Raw genomic sequence first — 17,698 nt, 5'->3', positions numbered from 1 at the left:
AGAATGCGCGATTTTCACAAGACCGGCCGCTCACTCGCGGTGGCGCAGAACGGCATGGCGGCGACGTCGCATCCGCGTGCGACGCTGGCGGCGGTCGATATCCTGCGCCGGGGCGGCAATGCGATCGACGCTGCGATCGCTGCGGTCGCTGTGCAGGGCGTGGTCGAGCCGCAGATGACCGGCATCGGCGGTGACTGCTTCGCGCTGGTGTCGCTGCGTGGCGGCCGGCCCATCGCGCTGAATGGCTCCGGCCGCACGCCGGCCGGCACTGATGCGGAGAAATATGCGGCCGGCGACGCACGCGACATTCCGCCGACGTCGCCCGAGGCCGTCACCATTCCGGGTGCCATCGATGCATGGTGCACGTTGATCGAGCGGCACGGCAGCTTGTCGCTGGCCGATGTGTTTGCGCCGGCGATCGAGGCAGCCGAGCAGGGATTTTGCGTTACGCCGCGCGTTGCGTCCGACTGGCGCCGGTTTCGCGAGCGCGTCGAGATCGATCCGAACGCCGCGGCGCAGTTTCTGCCGGGAGGCAAGGTGCCGGAGATCGGCGACGTGCGATCGCAGCCGCGGCTCGGCGCGACGCTGCGCAAGATCGCCCGCGAAGGCCGCAATGGCTTCTACGAGGGCGAGGTTGCCGAGGAGATGGTCGCGGTGCTGCGCAAGCTCGGCGGCGCCCATACGGTCGATGATTTCGCCGCGCATCGTTGCGAGCACGTAACGCCGATCTCGGCCGATTATCGCGGCTACACCGTGATGGAATGCCCGCCGAACGGCCAGGGCCTCGCTGCGCTGATGATCCTGCGCGTGCTCGAAGGCTTCGATGTCGGCAAGCTGAGCGATGCCGACCGCATCCATCTGCTCGCCGAGGCGACCAAGGCCGCGTATGCGACCCGCGATGCGTATTTCTGCGATCCGGCGATCCACCCGCTCGAACCCGCACGCTTCTTGTCGGACGCCGTCATCGGAAAAATCCGGCAGGCGATCACGATGGAGCGCGCCGGCGATGCGCAGCCGTGGCTCGACACGGAGCATCGCGACACGGTCTATGTCACCGTGGTCGATCGCGATCTCAACGCGGTGTCGCTGATCAACTCGATCTTCTATCCGTTCGGCAGCGGCATCTATGTGCCGAACTCCGGCGTGCTGCTGCACAATCGCGGCTGGAGCTTCCGCGCCAAGCCGGGGCATCCGAACTCGCTCGCCCCTGGCAAGCGGCCGATGCACACGATCATTCCCGGCATGCTGATGCAGGGTGATCAGGCGGTGATGCCGTTCGGCGTGATGGGCGGCCACTATCAGGCGGCGGGCCACGCCAATTTCATCTCGAACGTGCTCGACCTCGGCCTCGACATTCAGGCCGCCGCCGAGCGCCCGCGCAGCTTCTGCTTCGATGGCACGCTGGCACTGGAGACCACCATCGGTCAGGACATCCACGACGAGATGCAGCGACGCGGACACACCACGCGCTGGACCGAGGAAGCGATCGGCGGTTGCCAGGCAATCCGCATCGATCGCGAGCGCGGCGTTCTGCTCGGCGCGTCCGATCACCGCAAGGACGGCTTGGCGCTCGGCTATTGATGAAGAGCTGGCGGGCCGCCGTTTGATTTGCTGCGCCAGCCGCTACACCGCGCTGACGCAAGGGATGATGCGTGGGGCCACCCCGCGCATCGTCTGAACGGGTCGTGGCGCGCGCAGGGGCGATGTGCGCCACGACAGGCTGCTGAGCACGATCGCGCTCGATTGTTCATCCGCCCCTTATGGTAGTGGCGAGCGAGTTCCTCTGCTCGTTGCCAAACCGTCATCGTCCCGACATAGGAAGCGACAATGTAGCCGGTGGCGGGCAACCGCGCGCGGATCGGCCGCGGCGCTGGTCGCCGGTGCGGCCCGATTGACGAGATTGTTGCCGTGATGGTGTGCAGTGAGACCAGCTTCACGATCCGCCGCCTGCCGAGCCCGGCTCGGCGGGGCTGGTTGCCGGCAGGCCGGTTGCTGTGTGCGCTGGCATTGATCCTGAGCGTGGCAGTGGCGACCGGCGAAGAAGCCACCACGCCGGCCGGGCCGGTCGTGTTTCGGATCCGCGCACAGCCGCTGATCGATGCGTTGCAGGCCTTCAGCCAGCAGAGCGGCGTGCAGGTGATGTTCGAGACCGCAGCCGCGGCCGGTTACAAAGCGCCGCCGGTCGAGGGTGAATTCTCGCCCGACATGGCGCTGCGGCTGTTGCTGGCCGATACCGATCTCAAGATCCGATATTCGCGCTCGCGTGCAGTCACGTTGGCGCCGGCAAGTTCGCCGGATCCGGACCTGCCGCCGATACTCTCGCTGGGATCTGCCGATCTCGCGCTCGAGACCCTGCATGTCGGCGGCGGTGACGCCGTCGATCGTAATCGGGTGGGGGAATACGTCGCGGCGGTCCAGTCGGACATCCAGAAGGCGCTGAAGCGGGTCAATCAGACCCGGCGCGGCGAGTATCGGGTCGCGGTGCGGCTGTGGGTCGATCCCGCGTCCCGTGGGATCAACCGGGCCGAACTCGACGGCTCGACCGGCGACCCCGCTCGCGACGCGACGATCGCCGATATGCTGCACACGATGACGTTGAGCCGGCAAGCCCCGCCGAACCTGCCGCGGCCGATCCGGTTCATGATATCGATCAAAGCGCTGTAGTCACGAAGGTCGGCCGAACGCCATGTGGGACATTCTGCGCCGCGCCCCGCCGGAGCCCAATGCCTCGCCGGACTGGCGGGCAACCGCGTCCGGCATCGACTTGCGCTGGCTGGCGGTCGCTGCGCTTGCGGTGCCGCTGCTGCTGGCGGCCGGCGTGTATTGGCTGCATCGGCTGCCGCCGGGTCCCAACCTGCGCGCCGACGACAATCTGATCGAGGTGCGGCTGATCGGGCCGCAGGGCGCGGCGCCGGAGAGTCAGGAACGCCCGCAGCCGACGCCGTCCGAGCCGGCGCCGGCGGAGCGGCCGGCCGAGGCGCCTTCGCGCCCGCTGACCGAAACCGCATCGATCCCGGATCCGGCGACAGCGGAGCAGCCGGCACGCACCCAGGCGCCGCGGCTGCGGCCGTCTGCGCCGCCGACCTCGCGGGTCGCGCTCGACAAGAAGGCCGCCACGTTTCAGCGCACGCTGCTGTCGCACATCGCGCGGTTTCGACAGTATCCCGACGAGGCGAAGCGCGATCGCACCCAGGGGATCGTCAGGCTGATGTTCGCGATGCGGCGTGACGGCAGTGTCAGCAGCATGACAGTGACGACCAGTTCGGGCTCCGCGATCCTCGATGGCGCTGCGCTCGCCACCCTGCGCCGGGCCGAGCCGCTGCCGCGCATCCCGGATGAGTTACCCGACAATCTTAATGTCTCGGTGCCGGTCGCTTTCGACCTGTCCTACTGAGGCAGCGGGGACTCACTGGTAGCGAAAGTGTCACGACTTTGTCATTGACCCCCGATACCTACGTCCACGGCCGATGCGGCGGTCGGCGAGCGCGTCAGGTGCGGGTAACGTAGTCAAGTGTCCGATCGCAACAGTAAATCGCTCCGCGACGCGCTGGCGGCAGACTATCAGGGGCTGGCGAAACGGCTTACGCGCTGTTTGGGCTCCGCCGATGTCGCCCATGAAACGCTGCACGAGACGTTCCTGAAAGTCGATCGGGTGTCGGACGCGGTCGAGATCCGTAGTCCGCTGGACTATCTGTTCCGGATCGCACTGAACGTCGCCAAGGACCGCAACAAGAAGGATCGACATCTGTTGAGCGCCGGCGAGATCGCCGCGATCATGGACGTCGTCGACGACCGGCCCGACCCGGCCATCGTCACCGAATCCCGCATGGAGATCGCCGAGTTTCAAAGGGCGCTCGGCGAATTGCCGCCGCGGCGCCGAGAGGTTTTCATCGCCGCGCATCTCGAGCAGATTCCGCATCGGGACATTGCTGTACGTTTCGGAATCAATATTCGCACTGTCGAGTTCGACATTCAGCATGCGATGGAGTATCTGAGCGGCCGATTGGGTCGCCAGGTGGTCCGTCGTTATGGTCCCCGTCCGCGCCCAAAATTGGTCGATTAGCGGCAGATCGCGTTGAATCCAGGGGACTTCGCGCCGATCGGTATTTTCGCCGTCGGCTGGACGTTTGATCGCCTCTGGGGATCGAGCCGTCGAAATCCTAAAATCTCTCGGGACTGCGCGCTGATGGGATTCGGTCTGCGCGGCCGCGAATCGTCTTAGGATCGACATCAATCTGTGGCCGCTGCGCGCATGCGGGTCTGAGCAGACCTCAGAGTGGGGGGACCGATCTTGAGTGCAGCCGACGAGATGCCCGAGCTCGATGCCGTTCAGCGGCAGGCGCTCGCTTGGGTGATCCGGCTGAACTCCGGCGAGGCGACCTCAGACGACGCCGCCGCTTTGGCGATGTGGCGGCAGCGCGGGCCCGAATACGAGGAAGCGTTTCGCGAGGCGGTCAGGCAGTGGCGCACATTCGGCGACGCGACGCGCGACCTGCTCGGACGGACCGAGGCTGCTCCGATGCGGCCGCCGCGGTCGCGGGCGGTGGTCAGCCGTCGCTTCGTGATCGGTGGTTCGATGGCCGCAGCGGCTGCCGTCGGCGGCGTCTATGTGGCGGCGCGGCCGCCGCTCGGGCTGTGGCCCTCGATCGAGGAGCTCGCCGCCGACTATCGCACCGGCAAGGGTGAGCGTCGCACGATCGCCGTGGCGCAGAACATGGTGGTGACGCTGAACACGCAGACCGCGCTGTCGGTCCGGTCCGCCGCGACGGCGCCGCGGCTCGAGCTGATTTCGGGCGAGGCCGCCGTCGACGTCAAACCCGAGGCCGCCGCTGTGGTGGTCGACGCGGCCGGTGGCCGGATCGAGGCGCTGCAGGCGGACTTCAACGTCAAATGCATCGACCACAAGGTGTCGGTGGTGTGCTTCAGCGGCGCCGTGCAGGTCGACTGGAAGGGACAGCGCGCGGCGCTGACTGCGTCCCAGCAGCTGACTTACTCCGAGGAGGGCGGCCTGACCCCGGTGTCTTCGGCCGATCCCGAGCAGGCTACGGCATGGCAGCGCGGGCTTCTGCTGGTCCGCGACTGGCCGGTCGAACGTCTCGTCGCCGAGATCAATCGCTATCGTCCCGGACGGATCGTGGTCATGGACGACCAGCTCGGCCGCCGCATGATCTCGGGTACTTTCTACCTGGACCATCTCGACGACTTCGTCGCGCAGCTCCGCGGGCTGTTCGGCGCCAGCGCGCGGACGCTGCCGGGCGGGATCGTGCTGCTCAGCTGACGGCGCGGCCGCGGCGACGCCGATCTGTCTTCGATTCCCGGCATTCATACGATCGGCCGTAACATCGGTTGAGGCTGAAAAGCTGATTGTAGCCTGAACTTTGGCCCGGCTTCCGCGGACTAATCGTTTGTTCCCTCCCGTTCGTAATTTTTCTTAACTTCTGATTCAGTCCCCGGCCGAGCCAGTCGTCTTCTGAATCGAGACACCGTGAGCGCGGCCGCCTGCCGTGTGGTCATGCGCGTGTCCGGGAGACGAGCGAGAACCCGTGCGATTCGAAACTAGCTATCAGCGTCGCGGCCTCGCGTCCGCGCGCGCGGCGGTGTTTTGCCTGACGTCAGCGGCTGCCGGCGTGGCCGCGTCCGGCGTCGTCCTGCCGGTCGAAGCGCGTGGCGAGGCCGCGCAAGCCGCGGCGCAACAGCCTGCTCCGGCTGCTCAATCTGCTGCTCAACCGGCCGCCCCAGCGCAGCCGGCGCAGCGTTTCGATATCGACGATTTCGCCGTCCAGGGCGCCGACAAGCTGCCGCAGATCGAAATCGAGGAAGCGATCTATCCGTTCCTCGGACCGAACAAGACGGCCGACGACGTCGAGAAGGCCAGGGCCGCGTTGGAGAAAGCCTACCACGACAAAGGTTTTCAGACTGTCAGCGTCGCGGTGCCGCCGCAGAATGTCGGCCGCAAGGTCGTCGTCCTGAAGGTGACCGAGCTGAAAGTCGGCCGGCTGCGGGTGAAGAACTCCCGTTACTTCGACGTCGACCGGATCAAGCAGACCGCGCCGTCACTGAAAGAGGGCTCCGTACCCAACTTCAAGGACGTCACCAAGGACATCGTCGCGCTCAATCAGTGGCCCGACCGCCGTGTGACGCCGGCGCTGCGGGCTGGCGTCACGCCCGGCACCGTCGACGTCGACCTCAACGTCGAGGACAAGGCGCCGATCCACGCCTCGGTCGAAGTCAACAACCGCCAGTCGCCGAGCACCACCGCGACGCGTCTCAACGCCACGGTGCACTACGACAATCTCTGGCAGCTCGGGCATTCGGCGAGCTTCTCCTATCAGGTCGCTCCGGAGCGGCGGCGCGATGCCGAGGTGTTTTCCGGCTCGTATCTGGCGCGATTGCCGAACCTCGACTGGATCAACCTGCTGATCTACGGCGTATCGTCGAACAGCAGCGTGGCGAGCGTCGGCGGCACCAACATCGTCGGTCCGGGGCAGATCATCGGTACCCGTGCGGTGATGACGCTGCCGGGGCGCGACGGCTTCTTCCACACGCTGTCGGCGGGCCTCGACTACAAGCATTTTGACCAGACGGTGGCGCTCGGCATCGACCAGTTTTCGTCGCCGGTGACCTACTATCCGGCGGTCGCCAGCTACGGCGCGACGTTCCAGGGCGAGAACTTCACCACGCAGTTCAACGCCTCGGTCACCTACAATCTGCGGACGCTGTCGAGCAGCGCCGCCGATTTCGACGCCAAGCGCTACTTCGCGTCGCCGAGCTTCACTCACTTCAACGCCGACGTGTCGCACACCCAGGAACTGCCGGAAGGCTTCCAGCTCTGGGGCAAGGTGCAATCGCAGGTGGCCGACGGGCCGCTGGTGTCGAGCGAGCAGATCAGCGTCGGCGGCATGGACACCGTGCGCGGCTATCTCGAATCCGAGACGCTCGGTGACGACGGCGTCGTCGGCAACTTCGAAGTCCGCAGCCCCGATATCGGCTCGTGGCTGCAGAAGCAGATGAAGGACGAGACCGGGCAGGGCGCGCCGCGCTTCACCACCTTCAACGAGTGGCGATTGTTCGGCTTCGCCGATGCCGGCCACGCCAACGTGCAGCGGCCGCTGCCCAACCAGATCTCGTCATTCGATCTGTGGAGCTACGGCGTCGGCTCCCGGTTCAAAGTGTTCAGCACGATCAATGGGGTCGTCGTGTTGTCGGTGCCGATGAAGGACCAAGCCTACACCCGCGCGGGTGATCCGCGCTTCAATTTCCGTGTTTGGGGCGAATTCTGATGACAATCGAGACGAACGACGTGCGCGGCGCCGAATGGGGGTGGTCGCGAGGCGCCAAGAATCTGACGAAGGCTCTGACCAAGACCGGCCTGTTGGCGGCGCTCGGCGGCATGTTGTTGACGGCGACCCCCGCGAACGCGTGGTGGAACGACGAGTGGCAGCTGCGCAAGAAGATCACGATCGATACCAGCGCTGCCGGCGCCAACATCACGGATCCGATCGGCACCACGCCGCTGCTGGTGCGGCTGCACACCGGCAACTTCCGCTTCAATGCGACTAAGGAGGATGGCGGCGACCTGCGCTTCATCGCCGGCGACGACAAGACGCCCCTGAAGTACCACATCGAGAAATTCGATGCGCTGCTCGGCGAGGCCCTGGTGTGGGTCTCCGTGCCGAACCTGCAGCCCGGCGCCAAGACCGAGCTGTGGCTGTACTACGGCAACAAGAAAGCCATGGCGACGGCTGACTCCAAGGGCACTTACGACGCCGATACTCAGCTCGTCTATCACTTCGCCGAGCGCGGCACCGTGCCGCTCGACTCCACCGTGTGGGGCAACAATGCACAGAGCGTCGGCCAGCCGGCCGATGGCGCGATCATCGGCACCGGCCTGCGGCTCGACGGCCGCACGCCGCTGACGCTGCCGTCCTCGTCGGCGCTTGCGCTGGCCGGCGGCACCACCGGCTGGACCTGGTCGGCCTGGATCAAGCCGGCGGCGGCTCAGCCGAACACGGCGCTGTACAGCCGCCGCGACGGCGGCAACGCCGTGGTGATCGGTCTCGACAACGGCGCGCCGTTCGTCGAGGTCGCCAATGCCGGTGCGGTTCAGCGCAGCACGACGGCGGCTCCGGTCGCGCCCAACAGCTGGCACCACGTCGCGGCGGTCGCCGGCAATGGCCGGGTGACGCTGTATCTGGACGGCAATGCCTATGCGGTGCTGGATGCCGCGCTGCCGGCTCTGAACACCCTTGCTTTCGTCGGCGGAGACGCTCTTGCCCCCAGCGCTACTCCAACAGTTGCACCGGCCGCCTCGCCGGCGCCGCTGGCCGACGGAAGCACGCCCCAAGCCGGCACGGACCCGGCTGCTGCCCCGGCGGCTGAAGCCGCGCCCGCGGCTCCCGTCGCGGTGGCGATGGCCGGCTTCGCCGGCGATATCGATGAGCTCGAGATCAGCAAGGTTGCGCGTTCGGCCGGCGTGATCCGGCTTGCCGCGATCGGCCAGGGTCTCGACAACAGCAAGCTGGTCGCTTTCAGCGTCGACGAAGAAACCGGCAGCTGGCTGTCCGGCTACTTCGCGGTGATCCTGAAATCGGTCACGCTCGACGGCTGGGTGGTGATCGGCATCCTGATGGTGATGGCGGTGATCAGCTGGATGGTGATGGTCGACCGTGCGTCGTATCTGCGCCGCCAGGCCCGGGCGAATGCGCGGTTCATGGCCTGCTACAACAGCGTCGATTTCGACCTGACGCTGATGAGCCACGGCTCGCAGGAGGACGTGGCGACGCTCGGCGGACGGCTCAACAACAAGGACGCGGCGCTGATGCGGTCCTCGTCGCTGTACCGGATCTATCACATCGCCGCCGACGAGATCCGCCGGCGCTCCGGCCAGGGCGGCATGCCGGTGCTGTCGTCGAGCTCGATCGCCGCGATACGTGCGGCGCTCGACGGCGGGGTGGTGCGGGAGTCGCAGCGCCTCAATCGGCTGATGGTGATGCTGACGATCGCGATCTCCGGCGGCCCGTTCCTCGGTCTGCTCGGCACCGTGGTCGGCGTGATGATCACCTTCGCGGCGATCGCGGCCTCGGGCGACGTCAACGTCAACGCCATCGCGCCGGGCATCGCGGCCGCGCTGGTCGCCACCGTCGCCGGCCTCGGCGTCGCGATCCCGGCGCTGTTCGGCTACAACTACCTGATCTCCCAGATCAAGAACCTCACCGCCGACGTGCAGGTTTTCGTCGACGACGTGGTGACGCGGATCGCAGAGCTCTACACCACTGACCGGCCGGCGCCGCTGCGGCGCGGCCAGGCGGCGGAGTGAGTCGATGCAGGTCCACGACGACTCCAAGCCGTACGACGACATCAACATCACGCCGATGTTGGATCTCGCCTACGTGCTGCTGGTGATCTTCATCATCATGACCACGGCGACGGTGCAGGGGCAGAAGGTCAATCTGCCCAAGGCGTCCGCTGCGCCCAGTCTGGCGACGCAGACCACGAAGGCGATCACGGTCGGCAACGACGGCAAGATCTTTCTGGACACCGTGCCGGTGACCCTGCCGGAGCTGGAGCAGCGCCTGCTGCAGCAGAAGGCGTTGACGCCGGAGTTTCCCGTGGTGCTGCGCGGCGACGCGCAGGCCCAGTACCAGAGCGTGATGGACGTCCTCGATCTGCTCGGTCGGATCGGCCTCAGCCAGGTCGGTCTTGCAACCAAGCCGCTGGTGAAGTGACGGAGCGATGCCTTTGATGTGCACGTCGTTTCCCCACCCGCCGCGCGTCGCCGACGCGGTTCAGGACAGCATGTTCGTGCAGATGCGCGACGCGCTGCTGCGCCGGTTCGGACGGCGTCCGGCGGTGCTGCGTGGCGTCGGTGTCGTCGCTGAGCCGGAGCAGGGCGGCCGCGACGACGGTGGCGCCGCGGTGCTGGCGTTCCCGGTCCGGGGCGAGGCGCTGCTCGTCAAGCTGGCCGGAATGCTCCGCGACCGGACCGCGGGTCAAGCGGATGATCCGTTCCGGCTGACGCTGTCGAACGGCCGTTATCGGCGGCTGTCGATCGATCGCGACGCCTACGTCGAGTACCACGCTGAAGACGGCAGCTTTCAGCTCAAGATCGACGCCCCGCCGTCGCGGCTGACGCTGGAGACGACCGACTTCGCGCTACTGGTGAAGTTCGTGCTGCAATACAGCGCCGACTGCGGCGTCGTTTCCAGATCCTGCGGAGAAGCGTCGTGAGCAAGCTCGGAGAGGATTGGACGCGCGGCACCGAAGAGGACGATGCCGCTCGCCGGCCGGGCAGGCGGTCCGCGCTGCGCTACGGGGCCGCACTGGCGATCCTCGCGATGCTGTTCGTCGGCGGTTATCGCTGGCTGTTCAGCGGCGACGATCTGCCGCCGCCGCGCCAGGTGCACGAGATCACCATCGTCAACGTGCCGCCGCCACCTCCACCGCCGCCGCCTCCGCCGCCCGAGCAGAAGATGATCGAGCAGCCGAAGATGGCGGAGCCGGAGTTCAAGGAAGAGAAGCCGATCGAGAAGCCGCAGGACGAGCCGATCAAGGACGCCAAGAACGACGAACCGCCGGGGCCGCTGTCGCTCGACGCGAAGGCGACCGGGCCCGGCGATTTGTTCAACCTCGGCGGCAAGCCGGGTGGCAATCCGTATGGTGGCGGTGGCGGCGGCGGCAGCCGCTGGGGCTGGTACGCGTCGATCGTGCAGTCGCAGATCGACAGCGCGCTGCGTTCGGATCGACGGACGCAACGCGCGGTGCTGCAGTTCGAGCTGCGGTTGTGGGCCGACAGCACCGGCAAGATCACCCGCGTGCTGCTGACGCCGTCGACCGGAGACGCCCAACTCGACCAAGTCATCCGCGACGAAGTGCTCGGCAGGCTGACGTTGCGCGAGCCGCCGCCCAAAGACGCACCGATGCCCATGGTGATGCGCGTAAACGCGCGTCGGCCGAGCTGACCCAACTAACAACGACGACGAGTAGAAGGACAGGGGACGATGTTTGACTTCAATCCGAACGCACGCCGGCGCGCATATCTGCTCGCCGTTTCGCTGGCGGCGCTCGCGACCGCAGCGCCGGCCTTCGGCCAGAATGAGGATCGCACCGTCGATAAGGCCGAGACCAAGCGGCCCAAGGTGTCCGATGCCAAGCCGGCGGCGCCCAATGCCACGGTCAACCTCCTGAACCTGATGGTGAAGCGCAAGCTGCTGACGCAGGAGGAGGCCGACGGCCTGATCCAGCAGGCCGACTCCGAGGCTTACGTCTCGCGGCAGGCCGCCAAGGACGCACGGGTGAAGGCGGACGAAGCCGCCAAGGCCGCCGGCGAAGCCGCTGCCGCCGCCAATCCTCCCGGCACCCGGCACGTCACCTACGTGCCGGAAGTCGTCAAGCGCCAGCTTCGCGACGAACTCCGGAAGGAGGTCATGGCCAAGGCGCAGAAGGAGAACTGGGCGTCTCCGGGCCTATATCCGGAATGGGCGCAGCGCATCCGCTTCTACGGCGACTTCCGCGGCCGCTACCAGGGCAGCTTCTTCCCGAAGGGCAACGCCCAGGCCGACGCGATCAACTTCAACGCAATCAACAGCGGCTCGCCCTACGATCTGTCGGGCGTTACCAATCCGTACAATTGGCCGACCTACAACACCACCGAGAACCGCAACCAGGTGCGGCTGCGGGCACGGCTCGGCATGGAGGCCGACCTCGCTTACGGCTTCAACGCAGGACTGCGGATTGCGACCGGCGAAAGCAATTCTCCGCTGTCCACCAATCAGACGTTGGGCGGCAGCGGTTCGAACTTCTCCAAATACTCCCTCTGGCTCGACCGCGGCTATCTGAAGTACGAAGTGTTCGAACGTGACCTGGTGCTGTCGGCGGGTCGGTTCGACAATCCGTTCTGGTCGCCGACCGATCTGGTCTGGTATCGCGAACTCGGCTTCGACGGCTTCGCCGCCCAGGGCCGTTATGCGGTGACGCCGGACTTCTCGATGTTCGGTGTGGCCGGTGCGTTCCCGATCTTCAACACCGACTTCAACGCCGGAACCAACCTGCCGATCGAACAGTCGAAGTTCTCGAGCAAAGATCGCTGGCTGTTCGGCGCGCAGGTAGGCTTCGCTCAACGCTTCGCGCCGGTCAGCGAGTTCCGTTTCGCGACCGCGATCTACGACTTCCAGAACGTCCAGGGCCAGACCTCGGACACCTGCTACGTGGCGAATGCGAGCAACAGCTGCAGCACCGACCTGACCCGCCCGCTGTTCGCGCAGAAGGGCAACACCTACATGACGCTGCGCAACCTCGGGTCGCTTGGCACCAACAACAATTTCGGCGCCGAGCTGCAGTATCAGTATTTCGGTCTCGTACAGAAGTATCGGCCGCTGGTGGTGAGCGGCTCGCTCGATCTCGGCGAGTTTCATCCCTTCCATATCGTGCTCGACGGCGAGTTCGTCTGGAACACCGCGTTCAATCGCTCGCTCGTGAACAACGGTGTCGGCATGACGAGCCTTCCGGGCAACGTCGGCGGCTACTTCTACAACAACCGCGGGCCGACATCGAACGGGACGCTCGGCGCGTTCGACGGCGGCGACAAGGGCTGGATGGGGCGCGTCACCGTCGGTAACCGCGAGATCAAGCACTTCGGCGACTGGAACGTCCACGCCGGCTACAAGTATCTGGAGTCCGACGCCACGCTGGATGCTTTCGCCGACTCCGATTTCGGCCTCGGCGGAACCAACCTCAAGGGCTACTTCCTCGGCGCCAATATCGGCCTCAGCGATAACGTCTGGAGCTCCGTGCGCTGGCTGAGCGCCAACAGCATCGCCGGTCTGCCGTACGCGGTGGACGTCTTGCTCGTCGACCTCAACGCGAAGTTCTGATCATGAAGATCTTCATCGTGATGCTCACCATCGGTGCGCTGGCCTGCTCGGCGACTGGCGCGTCCGCCGAGACCGAGGCCGACAAGCTGCGCGAAGCGCTCCGTGTCGCAACGCTGCAAACGCGGCAACTCGAGGATCAGCGCGCCGCGCTGCAAGCCAAGGTGGCCGACGCCGAGCGGGAGAAGGCCGCGGCGAAGGCCCAGGTCGACGCCGCGAAGGCGGAAACGAGAGAGGCCAAGAAGCAGTTTCGGGAAGCCGTCGAGGAGTTCAATCGCCGGCTCTCGGAGCGTGACGAGACGCTCGAAAAGTGGAAAGTCGCGTACGAGGAAGCCGCCTCGGTGGCGCGTGACAAGGATGCGGCGCGCGCCAAGTTCGAAGGCGAGGCCAACGCCTACAAGGCGTCGACCAAGAGCTGCGTCGCCAAGAACAAGCAGTTGGTCGCTGCAGGCAAGGATCTTCTGCAGCGTTATCAAAGTGTCACCATCGGTGACACAATAGTTGCCCAAGAGCCGGTGCTGGGATTCCGCCGTGTCGAAATCCAGAACAGCATCCAGGAAACCGGCGACAAGTTTCTCGATCAGAAGGTGAGCCCATGAGTAACAGCATCGTCGATTGCATCCGGCGGACAGCCCTGGTCAGCGTCGCGACGCTCGTTCCGTTGGTCGCGGCGGCTCAGACCGCGCCGACGCCGCCCGCGCCCGCGCAGCGGCAACCGCACACGGCGCCGCGCGCGGCCAAGCAGGAACCGGCCGTAGCGCCGCAGGCACCCGCCGCCGCCCCGAAAGCGGCGCGCGCGGCAGACAATGCCGACGCCCGCAAGAACGACGACGTGATCGCGCGCGTCGGCAATACCAACATCTCGGCGGAGGAGATCCGCGGTTACGTCGCCGCGCTCGGCGATCGCGATCTCGCGGCGTTGCGGCAGGATCCCAATCTGCTCAGCCAGGCGGTGCGGATGATGCTGGCCAATCGCCTGGTGCTGCAGGAGATCAATGCCAAGAAGTGGGATCAGCAGCCGAGCATCGCCGAGAAGCTCGATCGCGTCCGCGAGAGCGCTGCCGTCGAACTCTATCTGCAGACGGTTTCGAATCCGCCGGAGAAGTTTCCGAGCGATGACGATCTGCAAAAGGTCTACGACGCCAACCGTGCCGCGTTCCTGATGCCGCGACAGTTCGAACTCGCGCAGGTTTTCGTCGCGCTGCCGAAGGATGCGGACAAGGCCGCCGAGGACAAGGCACGTAAGAGTGTCGAGGATATTCAGCGTAAGCTGAAGGCGCCGGGTGCCGACTTCGCTGCGATCGCCACCGAGGCCGGCGACGCCAATGGCGGCGCGCTGGGCTGGGTGGTGGAGAACCAGATCCGGCCGGAGATCCGCAGCCGGGTGATGGAGCTCGCCAAGAATGCCGTGTCCGAGCCGATCAAGCTCGACGACGGCTGGCACTTCGTCAAAGTCCTCGATACCAAGACTCCTTACACCCGCACCCTGCCGGAAGTCCGCGACGGCTTGATCCAGCAGATCCGCAACGAAAGGGCTGCGGTGTTGCGCCGAACCTATCTGGCCGAACTGCTGAAGCAGCAGCCGCCCGTGATCAACGAACTCGCATTGGCCGGATTACTGAACGAGCGCGGCGCCGCGACGCGATAGCCGAATCCGTCGCTGCTCTCCCGTCATCCTGCCACTCTTCTCAAATCGGAGACGTCCATGTCCGACACTCTCATCAGCAAGCTCGATCTCGAGGGGCTGCGCGAACTGTTTCAGCTCGCCGGCTATCGGGTCGAGACGGCGTCCGATCCGGTCGCCAATCTGACTTATCTGCGCTCCGCGACCAACGGTCTCGCCTTCGACATCCGGCCGGGTAATCGTCTTCCCGACGGCGAGGGCATCCTCGACATCGCGCTGGTCGCGGTGATTCAGGTGCAGGGCGAGCTGCCGCTCGCCGTCGTCAACCGCTGGAACGCGTCGCGCCGGTTCGGACGGCTGCAGCTCAGCGGGCCGTTCCTTGCGCTGTCGCTCGATCTGTTACTTGCCGGCGGCGTCAGCCGCGATCACCTGCGCGCCGAGATCGAGATCTGGGACCATCTGGTGCAGCAGCTCATCGTGTTTCTGCGCGAGGAGCTCGCCGGCCTGGCACAGACCCGGCCGGTCGACGGCGTCGCCGATGCGGTGCAGGCAGGGCCGGCCTCCGACGCCGGCGGCGCTCCGCAGACGACGATGCAATAGCGTCGCCGGGTAGGAAGCCACGATGGGCGTTCGGGAGCAGGCGGTGCGGCGCGGCGGCGATTGGCGGTCGAGGGTCGCGCGATGGCTGGGCCTGACGCTGGGAGTGGTTGCGGTGGCGACCGGCGCGCGCGCCGGTGCCAGCAGCGAACTCGACGAGCGCGGTGCGGCGCAGCAGATTCCGGAGGTCTGGATCGACTTCGGTCGTCGGCTGCAGGAGCGTATCCAGCAGCGCCTGACCTCGGAGAGCGAGGCTGCCAACCGTCTGCTGACGTCGATGCAGAGCCGCGCCACGGACCCCGGCGCGCCGCCGACCATCGTGGTTCGCGTCTGGGTTACTGCGGACGGCGCGGTGGAGCGCGTCGAGCTCGAGGGATCACCCAGCGAGGACGAACGCCGCGATCTGGCAATGGCGATCCGCGACGCCGGGGCGATCGGCGCGGCACCGGCCGCAATGCCGCAGCCGCTGCGCATGAAGCTGTCGCTGGCCGCCCAGCCGATGGAGCAGGCGCGATGAGTCGGAGTTGGCCGACGAGGGTGCGCGGCCTGGGGCTGCGACGCTGCACGGTTATCGCGATCGTTATGGCGCTCGGTGCTGTCGCGGCGCGGGCCGAGCCGATCGACCAGGCTCCTGGGGGCGAGCCGGAGCAGGCTGCTGTTACGCCCGAACCGCCGCGCGCCAAGCTCGCTGCGGCCGAAGCGCCGCCGCCGAACCTGGCCGCAGCAGTGGCTGCTCCTGCGGCGACTGCGCGAACGAGTAATACACCGGCCGCCTACCGCGCGCTGATCGCCAGGGAAGCCGAGCGCCACGGGCTCGCCCCGGCGATCGCGGAGGCGGTGATGGCGGTCGAGAGCGGCTTCAATCCCGATGCGATCGGCGGGTCCGGCGAGATCGGATTGATGCAGGTGATGCCGCCGACCGCTCGGATGCTCGGCTTCGCCGGCAGCAACGCCGAACTCGCGGTGCCGGAGACCAATATCCGCTACGGTGTGACCTACTTGGCCCAGGCGTGGCGCCTCGCCGGCGGTGATATCTGCACCGCGACGATGAAGTATCGCGCCGGCCATGGCGAGACGCGGTTCTCGTATCTGTCGGTGCAGTATTGTGTCGCGGTTCGCGGCAAGCTCGCCGCGTTGGGATTTCCGGTGACGGGTGAGGTCCCGGTCGCGACCTTCGGCTCCCCGGGCAGTGGCGGCGGAGGTGGGGGCGGTGCGGTCGGTTGTCGCCGGCGCTGCCTGGCCGGCAACACGGTCGGGCGCGTCAATTTGGCGGCGCTGAATGCACAACTCAGTACGCTGGTGGTGCAGGTTCGCAGCGGGAGGTGAGGCCGATGCCGATAGCGACATGCTGCCAGACGGGTGCTGGGGACGTGCCGAAGGCCGCCGTGGCGGCGGTCGCCGCTGTCATGGTCGCGGCGGCGATCGCTTCGACGTCGGCCGTCGCTCAGGCGCCGAGCCCCAACAGGCTGCCGCCGGTCACGATCGAAACCCCGCCGCCCAGCCCGTTGCTGCCGGCGGCGCCGGTCACCGCGCCGCCGGCGCTCGACCTGAATAGCGCAGCGCGCGGCGGCGTCGGGCAGGGCCCCGCGCAAGGGGGGCCCGAGCGCTGCGGCGATGCTGCGCCCGGCAATGATCGCGCGTTCGGCTGCCTCAACCAGCGGCTCAAGCGCACCGTCGATCAGGTCAATCCGGTGATGAATACGCCCCCGATCGACGCGAAATCGTCGGACCTAAAGGTCGGCACCGTCAACATTCCGGCGGTGCAGCAGCAATACGGAAGTAATTTTGGAATCTCGGCGATGCCGTATCGTCCCAATATGAGCTTCACGTCGCCGCGCGGGCGCTGAGGCCGCCAGGCGTAGTCGCAGGCCCGGGTGTCCGGCGCAGAGGTTCGAGATGGACCCTGACTTGGTGCTCCCCGCCGTATCCTGGATCCGGACCGGTCTGCTCGCGCTGCTGCTGATTTGTTCGCCGGCAGCCGCCATCGCCGGCCGTGATGGGGCAGGGGCGCGCATCTACGATATCCCGGCGCAGCCGCTCAGGCAGGCGCTGAAAACGTTCGCGGAGAATACTTCGCTGCAGATCTTCTACGAGACGAGCCTGACAGCGGGCCGCTGGTCGTCGCCGGTGATGGGACTACACGATGCCGAAACCGCGCTGCGCCTGCTGCTCGCCGGCACCGGGCTGTCGGCTGGGTCGTTCGAGTCCGGCACGGTGACCATCCTGGAAACCGCGCCGCATGCCGACGTTCGTCTGGGCCAGGCAAAGGCGCGGGCGGCCGGCTACACCCGCTACTTCGCGCTGATGCAGGCCGGCGTGCAGACCGCATTGTGTGCCGCCCCGATGGTCCGCCGCGATGCTCCCGAGCGGCGGGTCCAGCTGTGGATCACACCGTCCGGTTCGCTTGCACAGGCGCGGCTGCTGACGCCGTCGGCGTCGCGGGACGACGACGAGGCGTTCATGGCGGCGCTGCGCAATCTCGTCGTGGCCGAGCCGCCACCGGCCTCGATGCCGGAGCCGGTGACGATGCTGATCATGCCGCGGGCGGAGGACGCTGCGGGATGCCGCTGATCTGCTTCAGCCTGGCACAGACGTCGCGGCTCGGGGCACG

General features: G+C 66.8%; 18 protein-coding genes. All 18 read left to right on the top strand.

Features of this window, described 5'->3' with window-relative positions; genetic code table 11:
* Positions 1-3: 3 nt before the first annotated feature.
* The 18 genes from ggt (at position 4) to IP86_RS15130 (ending at position 17,658) form a co-directional block, all read left to right on the top strand.
* Positions 4-1,581 carry a gamma-glutamyltransferase gene (ggt, locus tag IP86_RS15215; protein ID WP_054163374.1) on the top strand — a complete coding sequence of 526 codons (1,578 nt, stop codon included), beginning with the start codon at positions 4-6 and terminating at the stop codon, positions 1,579-1,581.
* Positions 1,582-2,019: 438 nt separating this feature from the next.
* Complete coding sequence (locus IP86_RS15210; RefSeq protein WP_245290636.1) at positions 2,020-2,664, top strand: STN domain-containing protein; 645 nt, start codon at positions 2,020-2,022, stop codon at positions 2,662-2,664.
* A 22-nt stretch (positions 2,665-2,686) separates the two neighbouring features.
* Complete coding sequence (locus IP86_RS15205) at positions 2,687-3,394, top strand: energy transducer TonB (protein ID WP_054163373.1); 708 nt, start codon at positions 2,687-2,689, stop codon at positions 3,392-3,394.
* 117 nt (positions 3,395-3,511) lie between these two features.
* On the top strand, positions 3,512-4,063 hold the full coding sequence (locus tag IP86_RS15200; protein ID WP_054163372.1) for an RNA polymerase sigma factor: 552 nt from the start codon (positions 3,512-3,514) through the stop codon (positions 4,061-4,063).
* Between the two features lie 228 nt (positions 4,064-4,291).
* Complete coding sequence (locus IP86_RS15195; protein ID WP_245290635.1) at positions 4,292-5,278, top strand: FecR family protein; 987 nt, start codon at positions 4,292-4,294, stop codon at positions 5,276-5,278.
* Between the two features lie 265 nt (positions 5,279-5,543).
* On the top strand, positions 5,544-7,280 hold the full coding sequence (locus IP86_RS15190) for a ShlB/FhaC/HecB family hemolysin secretion/activation protein (RefSeq protein WP_054163370.1): 1,737 nt from the start codon (positions 5,544-5,546) through the stop codon (positions 7,278-7,280).
* Positions 7,280-9,316, top strand: coding sequence for a DUF2341 domain-containing protein (locus IP86_RS15185; protein ID WP_054163369.1), 2,037 nt, complete (start codon positions 7,280-7,282; stop codon positions 9,314-9,316). The genes IP86_RS15190 and IP86_RS15185 overlap by 1 nt, the downstream gene beginning before the upstream one ends.
* 4 nt (positions 9,317-9,320) lie before the next feature.
* Positions 9,321-9,725, top strand: coding sequence for an ExbD/TolR family protein (locus IP86_RS15180; RefSeq protein WP_054163368.1), 405 nt, complete (start codon positions 9,321-9,323; stop codon positions 9,723-9,725).
* A 16-nt stretch (positions 9,726-9,741) separates the two neighbouring features.
* Positions 9,742-10,227, top strand: a complete 486-nt coding sequence (locus IP86_RS15175) for a hypothetical protein (protein WP_054163367.1) — start codon at positions 9,742-9,744, stop codon at positions 10,225-10,227.
* Complete coding sequence (locus IP86_RS15170) at positions 10,224-10,958, top strand: hypothetical protein (RefSeq protein WP_054163366.1); 735 nt, start codon at positions 10,224-10,226, stop codon at positions 10,956-10,958. Before IP86_RS15175 ends, IP86_RS15170 begins: the two co-directional genes overlap by 4 nt.
* A gap of 39 nt (positions 10,959-10,997) precedes the next feature.
* Positions 10,998-12,869 carry a putative porin gene (locus IP86_RS15165; RefSeq protein WP_054163365.1) on the top strand — a complete coding sequence of 624 codons (1,872 nt, stop codon included), beginning with the start codon at positions 10,998-11,000 and terminating at the stop codon, positions 12,867-12,869.
* A gap of 2 nt (positions 12,870-12,871) precedes the next feature.
* Positions 12,872-13,465 (top strand): hypothetical protein, encoded by a 594-nt coding sequence (locus IP86_RS15160; RefSeq protein WP_054163364.1) that lies wholly within the window; start codon positions 12,872-12,874, stop codon positions 13,463-13,465.
* Positions 13,462-14,514 carry a peptidylprolyl isomerase gene (locus IP86_RS15155; protein WP_054163363.1) on the top strand — a complete coding sequence of 351 codons (1,053 nt, stop codon included), beginning with the start codon at positions 13,462-13,464 and terminating at the stop codon, positions 14,512-14,514. Before IP86_RS15160 ends, IP86_RS15155 begins: the two co-directional genes overlap by 4 nt.
* A 57-nt stretch (positions 14,515-14,571) precedes the next feature.
* A complete protein-coding gene (locus IP86_RS15150) occupies positions 14,572-15,090 on the top strand; it encodes a YbjN domain-containing protein (RefSeq protein WP_054163362.1) in 519 nt (172 codons plus the stop codon).
* A gap of 22 nt (positions 15,091-15,112) precedes the next feature.
* Positions 15,113-15,604, top strand: coding sequence for a hypothetical protein (locus IP86_RS15145; RefSeq protein WP_054163361.1), 492 nt, complete (start codon positions 15,113-15,115; stop codon positions 15,602-15,604).
* A gap of 65 nt (positions 15,605-15,669) precedes the next feature.
* Positions 15,670-16,413 carry a lytic transglycosylase domain-containing protein gene (locus IP86_RS15140; protein WP_156332520.1) on the top strand — a complete coding sequence of 248 codons (744 nt, stop codon included), beginning with the start codon at positions 15,670-15,672 and terminating at the stop codon, positions 16,411-16,413.
* 5 nt (positions 16,414-16,418) lie between these two features.
* A complete protein-coding gene (locus tag IP86_RS15135) occupies positions 16,419-16,934 on the top strand; it encodes a hypothetical protein (RefSeq protein WP_054163359.1) in 516 nt (171 codons plus the stop codon).
* Between the two features lie 49 nt (positions 16,935-16,983).
* Entirely contained in the window at positions 16,984-17,658 is a 675-nt protein-coding gene (locus IP86_RS15130; protein WP_156332519.1) for a hypothetical protein, read from the top strand.
* The last annotated feature ends 40 nt before the right edge of the window (positions 17,659-17,698 follow it).

The organism is Rhodopseudomonas sp. AAP120 (genome assembly GCF_001295845.1).
GTDB lineage: Bacteria > Pseudomonadota > Alphaproteobacteria > Rhizobiales > Xanthobacteraceae > Rhodopseudomonas.
Note: the sequence above shows the minus strand (reverse complement) of the source record. Positions and strands in the feature narration are given on the sequence as shown.